Annotated in this window: 16 protein-coding genes, 2 tRNA genes and 2 pseudogenes; 7 read left to right on the top strand and 13 right to left on the bottom strand. The window is 41.7% G+C overall.

From position 1 onward, the window contains the following. The 3 genes and pseudogenes from F3741_10615 to F3741_10605 form a co-directional block, all read left to right on the top strand. Nucleotides 1-1,186: hypothetical protein (locus F3741_10615; protein MZG31233.1), on the top strand; the 1,186-nt coding region annotated here is incomplete at its 5' end. Between the two features lie 40 nt (nucleotides 1,187-1,226). Continuing rightward, nucleotides 1,227-1,994 (top strand): biopolymer transporter ExbB, encoded by a 768-nt coding sequence (locus tag F3741_10610; GenBank protein ID MZG31232.1) that lies wholly within the window; start codon nucleotides 1,227-1,229, stop codon nucleotides 1,992-1,994. 19 nt (nucleotides 1,995-2,013) lie between these two features. Further along, nucleotides 2,014-2,337: pseudogene (locus F3741_10605) on the top strand (transposase). A gap of 243 nt (nucleotides 2,338-2,580) precedes the next feature. Here F3741_10605 and fliG read toward each other — a convergent pair. From fliG to bamD, 6 genes are all read right to left on the bottom strand, one after another. Next, entirely contained in the window at nucleotides 2,581-3,588 is a 1,008-nt protein-coding gene (fliG, locus tag F3741_10600; protein ID MZG31231.1) for a flagellar motor switch protein FliG, read from the bottom strand. 539 nt (nucleotides 3,589-4,127) lie between these two features. Further along, nucleotides 4,128-4,201, bottom strand: a tRNA-Cys gene (locus F3741_10595). A gap of 25 nt (nucleotides 4,202-4,226) precedes the next feature. Further along, a tRNA-Gly gene (locus tag F3741_10590) sits at nucleotides 4,227-4,301 on the bottom strand. A gap of 80 nt (nucleotides 4,302-4,381) precedes the next feature. Continuing rightward, entirely contained in the window at nucleotides 4,382-4,972 is a 591-nt protein-coding gene (gene plsY, locus F3741_10585; GenBank protein ID MZG31230.1) for a glycerol-3-phosphate 1-O-acyltransferase PlsY, read from the bottom strand. 10 nt (nucleotides 4,973-4,982) lie between these two features. Continuing rightward, nucleotides 4,983-5,873 carry an RNA polymerase sigma factor RpoD/SigA gene (locus F3741_10580; protein ID MZG31229.1) on the bottom strand — a complete coding sequence of 297 codons (891 nt, stop codon included), beginning with the start codon at nucleotides 5,871-5,873 and terminating at the stop codon, nucleotides 4,983-4,985. 11 nt (nucleotides 5,874-5,884) lie between these two features. Beyond that, nucleotides 5,885-6,646, bottom strand: coding sequence for an outer membrane protein assembly factor BamD (gene bamD, locus F3741_10575; GenBank protein ID MZG31228.1), 762 nt, complete (start codon nucleotides 6,644-6,646; stop codon nucleotides 5,885-5,887). Between the two features lie 179 nt (nucleotides 6,647-6,825). Here bamD and F3741_10570 point away from each other — a divergent pair, with 179 nt between their 5' ends. The 3 genes from F3741_10570 (at nucleotide 6,826) to F3741_10560 (ending at nucleotide 8,790) form a co-directional block, all read left to right on the top strand. After that, nucleotides 6,826-7,593 carry a MotA/TolQ/ExbB proton channel family protein gene (locus F3741_10570; GenBank protein MZG31227.1) on the top strand — a complete coding sequence of 256 codons (768 nt, stop codon included), beginning with the start codon at nucleotides 6,826-6,828 and terminating at the stop codon, nucleotides 7,591-7,593. Nucleotides 7,594-7,627: 34 nt separating this feature from the next. Next, nucleotides 7,628-8,026: a biopolymer transporter ExbD gene (locus tag F3741_10565; protein ID MZG31226.1), complete on the top strand. Its 399-nt coding sequence runs from the start codon at nucleotides 7,628-7,630 to the stop codon at nucleotides 8,024-8,026. A gap of 89 nt (nucleotides 8,027-8,115) precedes the next feature. Then, the gene (locus F3741_10560; GenBank protein ID MZG31225.1) at nucleotides 8,116-8,790 is read left to right on the top strand and encodes a DUF3386 family protein; all 675 of its coding nucleotides are present in this window, start codon (nucleotides 8,116-8,118) and stop codon (nucleotides 8,788-8,790) included. A gap of 215 nt (nucleotides 8,791-9,005) precedes the next feature. Here the strand turns inward: F3741_10560 and F3741_10555 are convergent, their stop codons facing one another. The 5 genes and pseudogenes from F3741_10555 to F3741_10535 form a co-directional block, all read right to left on the bottom strand. Beyond that, entirely contained in the window at nucleotides 9,006-9,995 is a 990-nt protein-coding gene (locus tag F3741_10555) for an NDP-sugar synthase (GenBank protein MZG31224.1), read from the bottom strand. Then, nucleotides 9,992-11,032, bottom strand: coding sequence for an S-methyl-5-thioribose-1-phosphate isomerase (gene mtnA / locus F3741_10550; protein MZG31223.1), 1,041 nt, complete (start codon nucleotides 11,030-11,032; stop codon nucleotides 9,992-9,994). Before mtnA ends, F3741_10555 begins: the two co-directional genes overlap by 4 nt. Beyond that, entirely contained in the window at nucleotides 11,029-11,361 is a 333-nt protein-coding gene (locus F3741_10545) for a DUF167 domain-containing protein (GenBank protein MZG31222.1), read from the bottom strand. The genes mtnA and F3741_10545 overlap by 4 nt, the downstream gene beginning before the upstream one ends. A gap of 361 nt (nucleotides 11,362-11,722) precedes the next feature. After that, nucleotides 11,723-11,917, bottom strand: a pseudogene (locus F3741_10540) (DivIVA domain-containing protein). Nucleotides 11,918-11,923: 6 nt separating this feature from the next. Then, nucleotides 11,924-12,223 carry a YggT family protein gene (locus tag F3741_10535; GenBank protein MZG31221.1) on the bottom strand — a complete coding sequence of 100 codons (300 nt, stop codon included), beginning with the start codon at nucleotides 12,221-12,223 and terminating at the stop codon, nucleotides 11,924-11,926. Nucleotides 12,224-12,382: 159 nt separating this feature from the next. Here F3741_10535 and asnS point away from each other — a divergent pair, with 159 nt between their 5' ends. After that, nucleotides 12,383-13,768: an asparagine--tRNA ligase gene (asnS, locus tag F3741_10530; GenBank protein MZG31220.1), complete on the top strand. Its 1,386-nt coding sequence runs from the start codon at nucleotides 12,383-12,385 to the stop codon at nucleotides 13,766-13,768. 84 nt (nucleotides 13,769-13,852) lie between these two features. On the opposite strand, the gene F3741_10525 is transcribed toward asnS, so the two are convergent. Then, entirely contained in the window at nucleotides 13,853-14,959 is a 1,107-nt protein-coding gene (locus tag F3741_10525) for a cyclic nucleotide-binding domain-containing protein (GenBank protein ID MZG31219.1), read from the bottom strand. A 58-nt stretch (nucleotides 14,960-15,017) separates the two neighbouring features. Next, nucleotides 15,018-16,388, bottom strand: coding sequence for a 23S rRNA (uracil(1939)-C(5))-methyltransferase RlmD (gene rlmD / locus F3741_10520; protein ID MZG31218.1), 1,371 nt, complete (start codon nucleotides 16,386-16,388; stop codon nucleotides 15,018-15,020). Nucleotides 16,389-16,583: the final 195 nt, after the last annotated feature.

Raw genomic sequence — 16,583 nt, 5'->3', positions numbered from 1 at the left:
AGAAAAAGAATCTGAGGAGGTATTGAATTTAAAGGGTGTCCTTGCAAGTTTAGAGGCTGAAAATGAAAGCCTAAAAAAAAATATTGAGGGTACAATAAAATCAAATGATAAGCTAAAGAATAAATCAATGTCCGATGAAATTAATGAAGACATAGGGCGTGCACCTATAAATACTACGGAAAGAATAAAGCAGGGCTACAAAACTCTAATAAATGAGGCAATAAAAGTTAGCAGTGGATATTATGAGGGGGATGAAATCAATCAGGCTATTAAGTTTTATATTAATGTTCTAGAAGGAGATAAGACAATTAAAGCTCAGAACCTAAATAAAGCCTCCGTTGATGATATCACAATCAAGCTTAAAAAATATGAAAACGAGTATGATCAAAAAATAGCTGACTTATTAGAACATGAATCTGGTTTATTATTACAAAGTCAACAACTAAAAACCAATGAACAGAAAAATAAGGGCGAGATCGATTCGGCAAATGCAGAACTCAAATCTAATTCCGGAGAATTTGTTGGCGGATCAGATTTTTTTGTGTCTTTTTGTGATGTTCAATCTGTTTTACTTTGTTTTTTTGTTGTTTTCTTTTCTATTAGCAATCAAGATTATGAAAAGTTTGAAGTTTTCTTTTCTACTTGGAACAATAAGGAAGTAGAGCTAAATAGACCAAACAATATTAGTCTTAACGAACAAGAATTAAAAATTATTGGCAAAGTTAAAGAACTTGTAAAATCCGGAGTTGACCCTGAAACAATAATACGAAATGATGCTGATGAGGTTAGGTTGATTTTTCCGAGTTCTGATTTGTTTATTCCTGGGGATATTAAGTTATCTAGAAAAGGCTTAAATCGCTTAAACTCTAAATTTAAAGATATGATTTCTTTGGGAGGAATCAAGCAAATAAGAATTGAGAGCTACACCGATAAAAAAGAATTAAAAAATAGCCAAAAAATATCTAAAAAATATTCTAACAATTTTACTTTATCTGTCGCACGTTCTAATACAATAGCAAGAGTATTCAATAAGAAATACAGGTTTCCAGAAAATTCAACGGTAATCACAGGTTATGACTCGACCAGACAGTCTAATTTAAGAATGGCTAAGAAAAACAAAACTATGGCCAATAGAGTCGAAATTGAAATAATAAGGGATAAAAATATCAAAAAGAAATTTACATAATCTTTTTTAATTGATTGACACATTTTAAAGCTATATCAATATGACAAAAAAATATGATTTCGGTACTTTTATAGGGGTTTTGGCGGGAGTTATTTTAATTGTTACCGCCATACTTCGCGGTGGCGAAATTGATGTTTTTTTAAGCTTAAGCTCTTTTTTTATTGTTGCTGGCGGTACTATTTCAACAGCTTTTATTGCATTTCATTATTCAAAGATATTTGCCTTGGTGCCCGTTATTGTAAATGCATTTAAACCTGACAATCATCACCCCCTTGAATATATTAATTTAATTATTACTCTTTTAAAAAAATATAGAAATGAAGGAAGAAAGGGATTAGAAAACCACCACGAATTTTTAGAAAATCGTTTTTTTGAACAAGGAATAAGAATGATAGTAGATGATTATAAAGTTGAAGATATAAACGATTTGATTTCAAAGTCAATAAATTCTGTAAAAGAACGGCATACGCAAGGACAAAGTATTATTCGATTTATGGGTGCACAAGCTCCAATTTTTGGAATGATGGGTACATTAATTGGTTTAATTCAAATGATGCAGAATTTATCAGACCCCAGCATGATTGGCCCTGGACTAGCTGTAGCACTTAATACTACATTTTATGGTATTTTAATATCCAATCTTGTTTTTAATCCAATCGCGGTGAAACTATCAACTCGTACAGATAGCGAAATTCACTTGATTAAAGTTATCCATGCAGGAATTATTGGTATTAAAAGAAAATCGCATCATTTGTTAGTTACAGAACAAATGAATTCTTTCTTATCAAGAGATGAACAACAATCATAACTTACAACTATCAAAAACATATAGATATCTTCCAGGCTTCATTCGCTCTGACAACGGCCCTGAGTTTACAGCTAAAGTAGTCAGAAACTGGTTGGAACGATTAGGAGTTCAAACATTATTCATTGAACCAGGTTCGCCTTGGGAAAATGGATACAATTAATCCTTTAATGGAAAGCTCAGAGATGAACTGTTGAATGGAGAAATCTTTACAACTTTACTGGAAGCTAAGGTCTTAATAGAAAACTGGAGGAGAGAATACAATCAGTTTAGACCCCATAGCGCACTGAATTATCAGCCTCCAGCAACGGAAACGATTGCGCCAAAGGTGGAAATACTAACTTAAAGGGTGACACAACTTAATGGGGCAGGCCAACATTATTTGGTACATACATCTTGCAGGTACCGTCTCAAAACGAATAGACGCGCTCTACACAATTCTGGAAAAACTGGAAGAAGAAAAGAGCATCAATTCTCACTTGATGCTCATAAACGCACAAACCACCTACAGTTTATAATACAACCAAAATTTTGTTTTTATGAGTTAGGCAAAGAATAATAAAAATACTCTTTGTATCAAATTGATTAACTAGACCATCTCATCCCCGCCACCACTAACAATAACCTTGCCATCTTCTTCGAGTTTCTTAACAACCGCGATAACCTTCTGCTGGGCAGCTTCAACTTCGCTGATTTTCATAGGCCCGAGTGACTCGAGGTCTTCCTTCAACATCATCGACGCACGTTCGGACATATTTTCGAATAGTTTTTCTTTCAACTCATCACTTGCCGTTTTCAATCCAATCAGTAGATCTTCCTGGTTAATCTCTTTCATGACGAGCTGGATGCCTGCGTCATCAATTTTTTTAATATCTTCGAAGGTGAAGCGCAGGTTACGGATCTCGTCCGCCATATCCTTATCCACCTCATCCATAGCAGACAGTATAGATGTTTCTGAGGCCCTGTCTAAAGAACCAAGGATCTCGGCAGCAGCTTCAACACCACCTAATTTGTTACCTGAAACTGCACCCGATGAACGGAACTCTGCCTGTAATGCTTCATCCAATTCACGGATAACATTCGGAGCAACGCGTTCAAGTGCTGCAAGACGATGCAGAATCTCCATGCGCTTTTCTTCTGGTATTTCGCGAATAGTTTGACTGGCAACCTGTGGCTCAAGGTGAGCGAGAATAATCGCCGCAGTTTGAGGGTGCTCGTTAACAATGAAAGATGAGATAACTTTCGGATCCAGCATGCGGACCGTTTCCAGCCCACCGCCCATTTCCTCGCCCGGCGCCGTTATGTTATTCAAAATTTCGGTTGCCTTGGCCGGGTCGAGAGCCTGCATCAGAGCCGTCCTCAGAAAGTCCATTCCGGCAATGCCCAAACCTCCAGTTCCGGACTCAACGATATTATAAAATTCTTTATTGATACTGTCCATGTCGCTAACATCTACATCACCTAGAGCAGCCATGTAATTACCAATATTCTGAATTTCACGCTCGTCCATATTCGCTAGCACTTGGGCAGCAGCTTCTTCCCCTATTGTCATCAATAAGATGGCAGCTTTTTGTGGGCCTGTTAGTTTTGATGTCATAACCTATTGATTTTTAATGAGTGTTGTATGCCTAACCTCTATAATATTACCCTGACAGACTGACTTGTCAACCCCAAAACACAAGAAAAACGAGAGAAGATGCAATTTGTCCCGCCTGCCATTTATCCCTTATAATTCGGCGATTTCCTATTAACACGACATAAAGAAGGTGGATGCGTCCCACAGGTTCTTAAAACAGCACCGGATTACTAACTGAATATTTTGAGTTAGCCAGGATAGATGTTCCGCTACTACATGTGTTGCCTCTTTTATGTTTTTTAGCAAAAGTCCGATGTATTCATCTTCAGGGGAAGTTTACCAGACAACGATCAGGGTCCTAGAATGAGTCTCTAAAATTGAAGTTCAGTGACAAAACATTCCCTTGTCATCAGGATTGTGTAAAAATGCTGCTTCAATCATGGTATTGAGTGCTTGCCAAAAGGTGAGGTTTTTTATGATGGCATCATTATAAAGGCTGGAATTGCAAATCTAACAATTATTTTCGATGCGGTGAATTATTCAGGGAGGGAAGGAAAAAATGGAGGCGCCGGGCGGACTCGAACCGCCGATAGAGATTTTGCAGACCTCTGCCTTACCACTTGGCGACGGCGCCCTGCTTGGTTGTCACGATGGAAAAATGGAGCGGGAGAAGGGGTTCGAACCCTCGACTTCAACCTTGGCAAGGTTGCACTCTACCACTGAGTTACTCCCGCAACTTTTTGACTAGGCAACTATTTATTTGGGATGGAAAACCCGTGAACAATTATATTTCTTCAATTGAGTTTGTCAAATTCTATTTTTTAATGAACTTTGCTTCAGTTCCTTCGATCAGTCTTACAATATTGCCGTAATGCCTTAGTATGGTCAGCAAACCAATAATTACTGCAAGATAAATATAGGGAAGTTGCAACTTAAATAATATAGCAAACAAGGGAAGAGAAACTGCTGCCATGATTGATCCGATAGAAACATAGCCCGAAATCCACAAACAGATAGAAAATACGCCAATCGAACAAAGCGTTGACCAGGGCATGATATATGAAAAAAGTCCAAGGCTGGTTGCAACTCCTTTGCCACCCTTAAACTTCAAAAAAATCGAGTAAAGATGCCCAAGAAAAACCATTAACCCGGAAAGGGCGACCAACTCCGGCTTCTCATACAGTGCCTCTGCAGAGACAACCACAATAAGTCCTTTCGATACATCTCCCAGAAGAGTCAGTATTCCGGCTTTTTTACCCATTACCCGGGCTACGTTAGTGGCTCCAATATTTCCGCTGCCATGTTCCTGGATATTCAGGTTTTGTGTGCGCGCAAGAACAACTCCAAAGGGAATGGAGCCGACTAAATATGAGACTATACATAGAGATATAGTTTCAATCAACATGATGAAGAATTCACTCTGCCTCGTCCACCCAGGACTCGCTTTGCAGTTTTAATTTTATTTTTAATTTGGCCCTTTTCTCGACTTGCCTGACTCGTTCTCGGGAAAGGCCGATTTCTTTACCAATCTCTTCCAAGGTTTTTACTTCTCCATCAAAACCAAATCGCATTTTGAGTATTAATGCCTCCCTTTCTGAGAGGTCCTCCAATAACTGGTCAACCTTGGCACTGAGTGATGCTTGCATAAGTTGATCGTCGTAGGGGATGAGATCCTGGTTTTCCAGAAGATCCAGATAAGGTGTGTCTTCAGAATCTTTTAATGGAGAATCGAGTGAAAGGTGAGTCCGGTATGCGCGCATGATGGAATTTACTTCATCATCCCTGTATCCCAGGCTTTTAGCCAGTTCAGACTGTGTTGGTTCCCGCTCAAGGTCCTGTGCCATTTCCTGGCTTCGCTGATTGATCTTCAGCACTTTCCCAGCCTGTTTTACCGGTAGTTTGACAGTGCCAGATTGTTCTGCAAGAGAATGCATGATAGCCTGCTTGATCCACCACACCGCATAGGTGATAAATTTAACATTTCTTGATACATCAAAACGTTTGGCGGCTTGAATCAGTCCTATGTTTCCTTCTTCAATCAAATCCTGAAGGGAAATGCCTAATCCACGGTACTTATTGGCAACGGTCACAACATACTTTAAGTTTCTGCGTACCATCTCCTGTATGGCTTTAGGGTCACCGGCTTTAATGGATTCTGCCAGCTTGATTTCCTCATTTCGGGTAAGAACTTTAATTTTGCCAATTTCTTCCATGTATTGTGTGAGCGGGTCATGGTTTGCCCCTTTACTCTCTGTTGAGGAAGAGCGTTTGGTTTTTCGCGATTTGTTTTGAGGAGTCTTAGGCATATTTCAATATGTTAACGCAGTTCTTTCAGGCGAACCCGCGCTTCTTTTGCAAATTCGCTTCTTGGGGAGCTTCTAATAACGTTTTTATAATAATTGGATGCTTCAGAAAAATTTTGTTCACGATAGTAGGACTCACCCAAAAGGAACTCTGCTTCGAGAGTATAAGAATGGTTGGGATATTCCATCTTCAAACGTTTGAACCTTTGGATCGCAGATTGATAAGAGCCAGTGCGAAAATAAAATTTGCCTATTTCAAAGATATTTTGCGCAAGAATGTCCAGGCATTGAGTGATTTTTAATTTTGCCGGTTTGGTGTAGGAGCTATCTGGAAAATCTTCAACAAAGTGTTGAAAACCTTCCAGGGCAGAGTTTACAGGAGTCAAGTCACGTGATGCCAGGTCAGTCAGCTTGAAATGGGACATGGCTTTATAGAAATGTGCCCGGTCTGCAAAACTGTGAGCGGGATAAAGTTCGGTAAATTTCTGGTAATGAAATTTGGCCTCTTCAAATTCTGCCAATTTAAAATGAATGTCTGCCAGCATCATTGTGGCCGCTACCCGTTCTTTGCTGTCGGGATAATCTTCCATTAATTGTTCTACTTTGGCCTTGGCTTCTTCAGGTTCGTCATTTTTTGCCAGCCGCTTACTTTGTTGCAGTAATTGTTTTGCAGAATAACTCCTCTCTTTTGTTGTGGAACATCCCGCGATAATCATAAGCAGGAAAATCAAAGAAAAAACAGGTGTGATTTTGAAGGAAAGTCGGAATCGGGACATTGTTGTTATAGATGGTTACAGGCTTTTTTCAAATATATACTAAAAAACCTTGTGTTTAAAGAACTTAATCATTTTACAGGGCCTTAAAGCTCCTTGCTTATCCAGAAAACTTCATGCTATAACTTCAACGATATACCCATTGATAAAATGGGGTCTTCCTTCAGGGAAAAACCTTTACCATGAAACGTATTATAAAGATTATATTGTTAAGTCTATTAGGTTTTCCTGGGTTTGCTTTTGCCGCAGAACCTGTATCTGCAGATTCGTGGAAACTGCTCTCTATTTTTGAAAAAGGTGGGGTTATGATGTATCCCATTCTTTTTGCCTCTGTGCTCATGTTGGGGATTGCCATAGAACGTCTTTATAACCTGAGAAGAAAAAATGTCATTGATTCAAATTTCCTCCAGAATGTACGGGATCAATGGGATTGGAAGGACACTCATAAAACCCTTCAACTGTGTAACTCTTACGACAATTCACTTTCGCGGATTCTGAAAGTCGGGCTATTGCGGGTAGGAGGTAAGCTCGATGAAATTGAGAGGGCCATTGAGGGTGCTGGTCAACATGAAGCGTCATTGATGAATTCTAACCTGAGGGTTTTAGGAGCCGTGGCAAACATCACTCCAATGATGGGCCTTTTGGGAACTGTATTTGGCATGATCCGGGCCTTCAATGTAATTTCTTTAAGCGGAACAGGGAATCCCGGACTTGTTGCCAGCGGTATTTCAGAAGCATTGATAACAACTGCCGCTGGGATGGTGGTCGGTATCCCGGCTTTAGCCCTTTATCATTATTTCAGAGGAAAAATTGATCGTTACGTTTTTGAAATGGAAGAAATATCCTTTCAGCTTATTGAGGAACTTTCCTATGACGGCATTCGAAAATCTAAATCTGAGTCTTCAAGTACGATGAGAGGAAAGCCAAAGAGGACATCAAGTGTTAGTTAATCATCAGGGATCTGCGGCTTAAGAGGAATACTTCATGCAATTCAGAAGAGAAGAGGAAGATAATTTCGCTCTGGATATGACACCGATGATTGATGTGGTGTTCCTGCTCATAATTTTCTTTATGGTCTCAACAGTTTTTGTTGACTTCAGCAGGAAAATGGATATAAATCTTCCTACTTCCAAGTCTTCCGTCCTCGATGAAAGTGCAAAGACCCTGGAGGTCGAGATGTCGAAAGATAAGAAAATTTTTCTTGGAGGCAAACCGCTGACGCTTCTTGGGCTTGAAACCACTCTCGCTAAAATGCAGTTCAAGGACAAAAAACCAACCGCGATTATTCGTGCTGATAAATCCTTGCCATACGGAGATGTGATTCAGGTCATGGGTCTTTTGCAGAAAAAGGGCATTCCGGATATCAGTGTGGCGGTGAAATAAGGTATACTCTAAGCTTCATCCAGTATTTTTATAAATAGCGTCTGGTTCTGTTAGGAGCCGGACTCTTTATGTTTTAAGGAGAATTTTTCATGGCAACCTACACGAAAGAAAAAGATGTTGAAACCACATTGGAAGATGATGCCGAGGCACGTAAGGCGATGCAGGAAGTATTTTCAAATACTGCCAGATGGCCTGCAGGGTTTGGTGGATTCACAGCCGATGTGACGGCAAATATAAATGGTGTGGAACAAAAGGGCACTGTGACAGTAAAAGGTCCGAAGGAAATCGAGACAGATATCGGTGATGAAAACGCCAAGGGGTTTCTTACAGAAAACCTGGCTTCTATTGCCATGCATAGGGGGCCGCGTTCTTTTGAGGACTCGGATGGTAAATACAAACTTAATTTTGGTGATGATGGTACGCATCCTCTGGGCAGAAAACTGATCATGGGAGGGGATGGTATGAGTTCTTTTTACCGCATTAAAGATGGCAGAATCCAGCAGATCAACCGGCAGACACCTCGATTTTCTTTTTCTATCAATATTGAAGAGAGCCGGAAAAACCAGGATGGAAAATTCCTGACCCATAAGTATTCCGTGTTCTATTTCAACCCGGACAAAGGTTTGAAAGATGTGGAGAGCTACACTGATGAATACACCAGGGTGGGTGAGGCCGACCTTCCTGAACTGCGTCGAATCATCAACTGTGAAGAAGGTGCGGTCACAGTTTCCACGATGACGCTGAGCAACCACAAACTCCTTTAAGCAAACTATAAACGGGCCTCTAATAATTTGCTGGTTCTACTTTATGGCAACTCGCGACCCTATATTTCATAAGGGTCGCTCATGGCTAAAGACAATATTTAGAGGTGTCCATAAGTCGGCATGGGTGAAGCTTGCCTGTGCCAACTTTGAACTTCCTTTTAATACTTCAGCAAAAAATCCCCCTCAGTCCCTTGGCAGGGGGAAGTTAAAACTTTCTACACAGACTTGCCGATCACCTGGGCATCACTTTCAATAGCGACACCTTTGCCAATGATTGAATTTTTTACTGTGGCGCTGGAGCCGACTGTCGCCCCATCCCATAGAATTGAGTTTTCTATAACAGCGCCTGATCGAATTCGACACTCGTTCCCCAAAACAGCATGAGGCCCAACCTGTGCATCGTTGGAAATTTTACAATTTTTCCCAATATGAACAGGTGGTACAACTAATGGTTCTTCCGGATTTCTCGATCGAGATGTTTTTAATTTAAACTTTCCTTCAAGTGAATCAGCTTGTGCCTGGATATAAGTTTCCCGTGTGCCCATGTCGATCCAGTATTTCTCATGCAGGAATCCATGCACCGGAAGTCCCTCTTCAATCATTGATGGGAATACATCTTCAGTCGTTCCGTAAAACCTGTCGGGGGGTATGCGGGAAAAAATTTCCGGCTCCATGATCTGGATTCCTGTGAACATGACCCGTTGAGTTTTTTCGCAAGGATGCTGCATAGATGCATCGACAAATTGAGTGATACGCCCACCATCCGCCAAATGGATTGGCTTGTATTTTTCTGGCTCAGCATCCTTTCTAACTACCAGTGTCAGGCAGGACTTTTTTTCATTATGAAAAGTTAAGATGTTTTTGATATCAATATCAGCGAGCACATCGCTATTCATCACCAGGAATGTTCCGCTTTCAAGAAATGATTGAGCCTTTTTGATTCCACCAGCAGTTCCAAGAATTTCTTCTTCAACGGAAAACTTTAAACGCACTCCAAAGTCAGAGCCATCCCTAAAGTGCTCGATGATTTTTTCCGGCAAATGATGCACGTTGACGATGATGTCTTGAATGCCCTGTGAGCTTAATAAGTCCAGTGTGTGTTCCAGTAGAGGTTTATTTAATACTGGAAACATGGGTTTTGGAAGCTCAAGCGTCAAGGGTTTAAGGCGGGTGCCAAATCCAGCCGCCAGAATCATTGCCCTCATTTTTTTTGCGCCATTGCCTTGAGCGACTCGGTGAAAGGTGGGTGGGCGATTCCCTGCTCGGTGATGATTGCTGTAACCAGTTCGTTCGGGGTTATGTCAAACGCCGGGTGCGCAACATCAATATCTTCAGGGGCAATTCTTTTTTTATTGATGTTCACCACTTCTTCGGCAGACCGTTCTTCAATAGGAATCTCATCGCCAGATGTTAATGAAAGATCAAGTGTAGAAACGGGAGCCGCAACATAAAATGGAATATTGTTTTCTTTAGCAAGCACTGCGACCATATAGGTGCCTATTTTATTGGCGATATCACCATTCCCGGCGATGCGGTCAGCTCCGACTACCACCAGGTCCACTTCCCCGTTTTTCATGAAGAAACCGCACATATTGTCGGTGATAAGTTTGACGGGAATATTATCCTCTTTGAGTTCCCATGCTGTCAGCCTGGCCCCTTGCAGGAAAGGCCTGGTCTCGTTCGCCAGCACATTGATATTTTTACCAGCGTTGACAGATGCTCGAATCACCCCAAGTGCTGTTCCGAAACCCGCTGTTGCCAATGCCCCGGCATTGCAATGAGTTAAAATAACATTACCGTTTTCAACGAGAGTCTGACCGTGTTTTCCCATCGATTCATTAATGCTGATATCTTCGGTAAGAATGGTAAGTGCTTCTTCTTTTAGTCGTGATTTGAGTTCAGGGACAGGAAGGTCTTTTGAATCTTGAGCAACCCGCTTCATCCTTTTGATTGCCCATGCAAGGTTTACAGCGGTAGGGCGCGACTTGCCAAGCTTGTTGCATTGTTTTTCCATCACGGCATAGAACTCGTCAAAACTGGATGCGTTTATTGTGTCAGCGCCGAGACTGACACCCATGGCCGCCGCGACTCCAATCGCTGGTGCTCCGCGGATGATCATGGTTTTAATAGCGTGCTCGACATCCTCAATGGTTTTGCAGTCTACAAAAACTTTTTCTGAAGGAAGGCGAGTCTGGTCGATCATTCTCACCACTCCATCTACATACTCTATGGTTTTAATCATGAATTATCTTCTTTAAAGAGGTTGGGGGTTTTAGCCGTTAACTTGTTTCGTAAAATAATTTCGTCCATTCCTTCAATTTCAATAATCTTATTTTTACTGCTGAGCCCTGCAACGATACGTACCCTGGAGGGGCTCACCTCCAGCCACTTTGCAAGGAATTTGGTACATGTTTTATTGGCAGCTCCGTCTACCGGTGGAGAGGTCAACCGAATCTTTAAGGAATTATTATGAATCCCTGAAATCTCATTTTGGGATGACCGGGGCTGGATAACCGCTGAGAACCTGATTCCAGTTTCGCAAGGATTAATCCTGAACTGAGTTTCCGGCATTGCCGCTATGGGTATCTGCTTTGAATTTGTTTAAATGATCCACTGCCGTGGCCCTGATATTATCCATAAGTTGCTGCTTCTGTTGTTGCAGTTTCAGGATATCTTCTTGTATGGAGTTCAACTCTTTCGTGGCGTTTGCTTTATGTTGTTCGGCGTGCTGTTTAGCGGTATTGATGATAGCTTTTGCTTTCTCTTTCAGCATTTCCGGTGTTAAATTCGAGAAAGCGCCATTCCCATTTGACGAAGCTTGTTTTTCTTTTTGCAACTCCTGGATTAGCTGGTCTTTTTCAGTTAATTCATTTTGCAGGGTTTGTATTTTTCCCTCCATCTCTGCCAGGTTTTTACTTTCCAGTTCCTGCTGATCTTGATTTTGTTTGAACTCTTTAATCTCTTCATTTTTGATATCGATCTGCCGGTCTTTTTCCTTAAGGTCTTCTGCCATGGACTTGAAATCATCGGCAACCAGGTGCAGGAATGTGTCAACTTCCTGCTTGTTATAGCCACGAAATTTATCGTGGAAGCATTGCTCTAAGATATCAAGATATGTCAGGCGCATGATCGATTACTGTAATTGCATTGCCATGGTTGCGAGCGAATTAACCAAAAACTCCTCAAGGAAAATTATTGCCAGAAGGACAATGATGGGTGAAAAGTCGATTCCTATTCCAGACATGGGAATGAGTTGTCTCACTCGAAGCAAAACTGGTTCTGTGATACTGTATAAAAACTGAACAATAGGGTTATATGGGTCCGGATTCACCCAGGATAACAAGGCGCGGATAATAATGATCCACATATAAAGTTTTAATACAATACTTAGAACCTGGGCGGTTGCGCTCAGTAAATTTCCTAGAATAAACACAAGAATTGGGGTGAAGGTTTTCCTCGGCAAATTTCTTTGGAAACGCCGGGAAAAATCATTGCTAACTGCTAACTCACTCCTTAAAATATCTGAAAACTCCTTTATTGTCAACGAGAAGAGCATTGACAAAGCTGGCTTTAACAGGGATGAGCAAGGTTTATGAAGCGTACAAAAGTAAAAGATCTCCTGACAGGTGATGAGAGAGAAGTATTGGTCATGGGGTGGGTGCGAACCCGCCGGGATTCCAAGGGTGGGTTTTCGTTTTTGGAAATCAATGATGGTTCCTGTGTGGCAAATATTCAGGTGGTGGCTGAACATTCACTTCCGGAGTTTTCTTCGATAGAAAGTCAGATGACAACAGGCAGTTGTGTCTCGGTATGCGGTAAATTGGTTTCGTCGCAAGGTAAGGGGCAGGCAAAAGAAATTCAAGCGACAAAAATCATTGTTTATGGGCCTGCGCCTGTAGAGACTTACCCATTGCAAAAGAAGCGGCACTCCTTTGAGTTTTTGCGTGAAATTGCCCACCTTCGTCCGCGTACAAATACTTTTGGTGCTGTCATGAGGGTTCGCAACCGTTTGGCTTTTTCCATCCACAAATTTTTTCAGGACAAGGGATTTTTATACCTGAATACACCTATAGTGACGACAAGTGATTGTGAAGGTGCGGGCGAAATGTTCCAGGTAACGACTCTTGATCTTTCCAATCCTCCGATGATGGATGGGAAAGTTGACTATTCAAAGGATTTCTTTGGTGAGAAAACATCCCTCACAGTCAGCGGTCAATTGGAAGGTGAAATTTATGCGCTGGCCCTTTCCGAAGTTTATACGTTTGGTCCAACATTTCGTGCTGAGAACTCCAATACCAGCAGGCATCTTGCCGAATTCTGGATGGTGGAGCCCGAAATGGCCTTTTATGACCTCGACGATAATATGGATCTGGCAGAGGAATTCATTAAATGCCTATTGTCAGATGTGATGGAACACTGCACGGATGACATGGAATTTTTTAACAAACGTATTGATAAAACTATTATAAATACCCTGAAGAATATTATAGATAACCAGTTTGAGAGATTGACATATAGCGATGCCATTCATCAACTGCAAAAATCATCCGAAACTTTTACGTATCCGGTAGAATGGGGTTTTGCATTGCAGGCAGAACATGAACGTTATCTCAGTGAGAAAGTTTTTAAAAAACCAATCATAGTTTTCAATTACCCGGAGCAGATCAAATCCTTTTATATGAAGCTCAATGAGGGCGGTGAAACAGTGCGGGCAATGGATGTCCTTTTACCCAATCTTGGGGAGATAATTGGTGGCAGCCAGAGAGAAGAAAATTATGATGTGTTGATAGAGAGAATGCGGAGCAAAGATCTAGATCCGGAACAATACTGGTGGTATCTCGACCTTAGAAAATTTGGCTCTGCACCTCATTCGGGCTTTGGGCTGGGTTTCGAAAGACTTGTCCAGTTTGTCACGGGTATGGAAAATATTCGAGATGTAATCCCTTTCCCGCGAACTCCCAAACACTGCAAGTTCTAACCAGTGTGCTGCCGGTGGTAAATTGCAACAGCATTGGCAGGCAAGCAACAATTTAGCCCGACTTGGGTAACTGCCTTGGCTCGATTATGCGGGGAGGGTGAAGTGGAAAGTGGTTCCTTTCCCGGTTTCGGTCTCAAACCAGAGTTTACCCTGGTGGTTTTCCTCGATGATTCCCTTGCAGGAAAGCAAGCCGAGTCCATTCCCATCACTTTTTGTTGTTAAGGAATCTTTGAAAAGATATTCTTGAACTTCCTCAGGAATGCCACAGCCTTTATCCGTTATACTGACCTTTAAGGCCCTGTCTGTTTTATTGATCCCTACGTCTACCTTGCCGCCGTTTTCAGTAACATATCCGGCATTGATAATCAGGTTTTGCAGGACACGCTGGATATCTAATGGATTAAAAACTGCTTCGAATGAATCCCCTTGAGGGAGGATATTGATTTTTTTATTTTTTAATTGTGGATGTGTGGCAAGCCCAGCCGCAGTTTCTTCGATAACGGGTAAAAGAGAATATTTTGATTTTTTATACTCGGTTTTAACTTTCTTAATATGATTTAAACTGGTATCGAGAAGCTCCATCAGGTTGGTTCGAACTGTTTTGACAACATGTTGACATTTCTCCATGTCTTCCAGTCCTTCTCTTTTTTTATGATCAGGGTTGGTGCCTCCCAATAGCTCAATAGTGTCCTCGAGGGACAGTTCCGCCAGCCCCAGGGTGCTCAGGTAATTCCTGATATCGTGGGTGAAGATACTCAGTTTCCGCATATCTTTCATCATCGTTTCAAGATCACTGCGTACACGGCCTGATAAAGTACGCATGATGGAAAGAAGAGCCTGTGGCTCTGACGCCAAATAGGTATGAAAATGTTCCTCATTGATTTCCATGAGCAAGGCTTTCTGCTCAGCCCGGGCCGAGGCGGAACGGGCTTTGGATTCAATCAGTGACATTTCTCCCAGATAGTTTCCCGGAGTTAAAACCGCTATTTGTTTGGGACCTTTAAAAACTTCGATCTCTCCTTCGAGAATCAGATACATGGCATTTTCAAGGTCATCTTCATGAAAGAGAACTTCTTTTGGCTCAAGAGAAATTTCCCGGCAATGTTCAACCAGCTTTGCCAGGGTCGATTCATCGAAAAAACTGAGCAGGTCAGTTTGCTTTAACAGTCGGATTTTACGGCTGTTTTCCATGCTCTAGATATACCACCAATTGCCAGGCTAGGCAACTAACCAGGCTTTGCCCAGGTCTTTATGAAGAATTTCTTGCAAGGCGGACTGCGATTTCAACATGCTGGGTTTGGGGAAACATGTCTATCAAACGGATGTTCTGGATTTGATAATCCTCTAAACGCTCCAGGTCTCGGGCAAGTGTAGACGGATTACACGATACATAGATAATCTGTTGAGGTTTTGAAGTCTGTAAAGCTTTGATCAATTCTTCAGAACAACCTTTACGGGGAGGATCTACGATGAAGGTATGGATGGATTTATCCAAGACTCCAATATGTTCTTCAATAGTTCCGGTCAAAAAGCGGCAATTTGACAGTCCATTCCTTTCAGCGCTCAATCTTGCGTCTTCCATCGCCGGCGCAAACTTTTCTATGCCGGTAACTGTTCTACCCTGCTTTGCCAGCCAGAGTGATATTCCACCAGAGCCGCTGTAAGCATCGATTATAGGTTGATCTGTCTCCGTCCACTCGCTAATCAGGGTATAAAGTTTTTCGGCTTGACTTGAGTGGACCTGAAAAAAAGAACCAAGAGAAAGGTGAAAGGTTAATCCAGACAGGCTTTCTATATAACGTTCTCTGCCCCATAAAATCCTGTTCACCGGACCCATGATCACGTTTGTATTTTGTGTGTTGACGTTTTGAATTATTCCTACAACACCCAGCTTTTTCAACTTATCTTTGTTTGTTAAGTCAGAGAGAAAACTTCTTGGAAACCTGTTTTTATAAGTGACGAGTCCGACTAAAGTTTCCCCGGTTGCGGAGGAATGCCGAATGACCAATCCGCGCAGCAGTCCCCGGCCATGGAGTTCGTTGTAGATAGAAATATCGTGTTTGGTCACAAGCCTGCGCAACCATTCTTTCGTCTCATTAATTTTGGGCAAGAGAATATCGCAGGTAGACGAATCGGCTATATCGTGAGTCCCCTCTGCGTAAAATCCAATATTAGGTTTTCCACCTTTTCCCTGAATCGCGAAGCTGCCTTTGTTGCGGTATTGGTATTGATTGTCGGCAGGGATGATTTCTATCTTTTCTGGAGTTTCAATATGGGCAATGCGCTGCAAACTGTCCTGAACAACTCGAACTTTAAATTCTAATTGTTTTTCGTAGCTCAGGTCCTGGAATTTACAGCCACCACATTTGTGAAAAACCGGGCAGGGTGGTTCAATGCGGTCCTGGGATGAATCAATTCTTTTTAATATGTCCAGCACTCCAAAACGTGGAGTGAGTTTGATCACTTTCCCAAGGATACGGTCTCCCGTCAATCCTCCAGGAGCAAACAGGGTATAACCTTCGTGCCGGCATATCCCGTCTCCGCTGGAAGCCATTGTCTCGACATCTAGTTCAAGCCGGTCGCCTCTTTTTACCGGTATATTCAGTTTCAGTTTTGCCATGATTAGAAGGTTTCTCCTGAGAAGGAAATTGTGGAAGAATAATGTTTGTATAGAGGTATAGCCGGTGCCCAATCTATTAAGCTTTGCAAGCAAAATTCAAAGCAGGTTTATTATAAATTCATTTATCAATCCTGGCAAAAAGAGGTACTTCTTGGCTCTGATTGTTTATTCATTTCTTCAGGGTGGTATACTCTT

The organism is Nitrospinota bacterium, from assembly GCA_009873635.1.
GTDB lineage: Bacteria > Nitrospinota > Nitrospinia > Nitrospinales > VA-1 > LS-NOB.
This window is presented reverse-complemented; position numbering and strand designations above follow the sequence as displayed.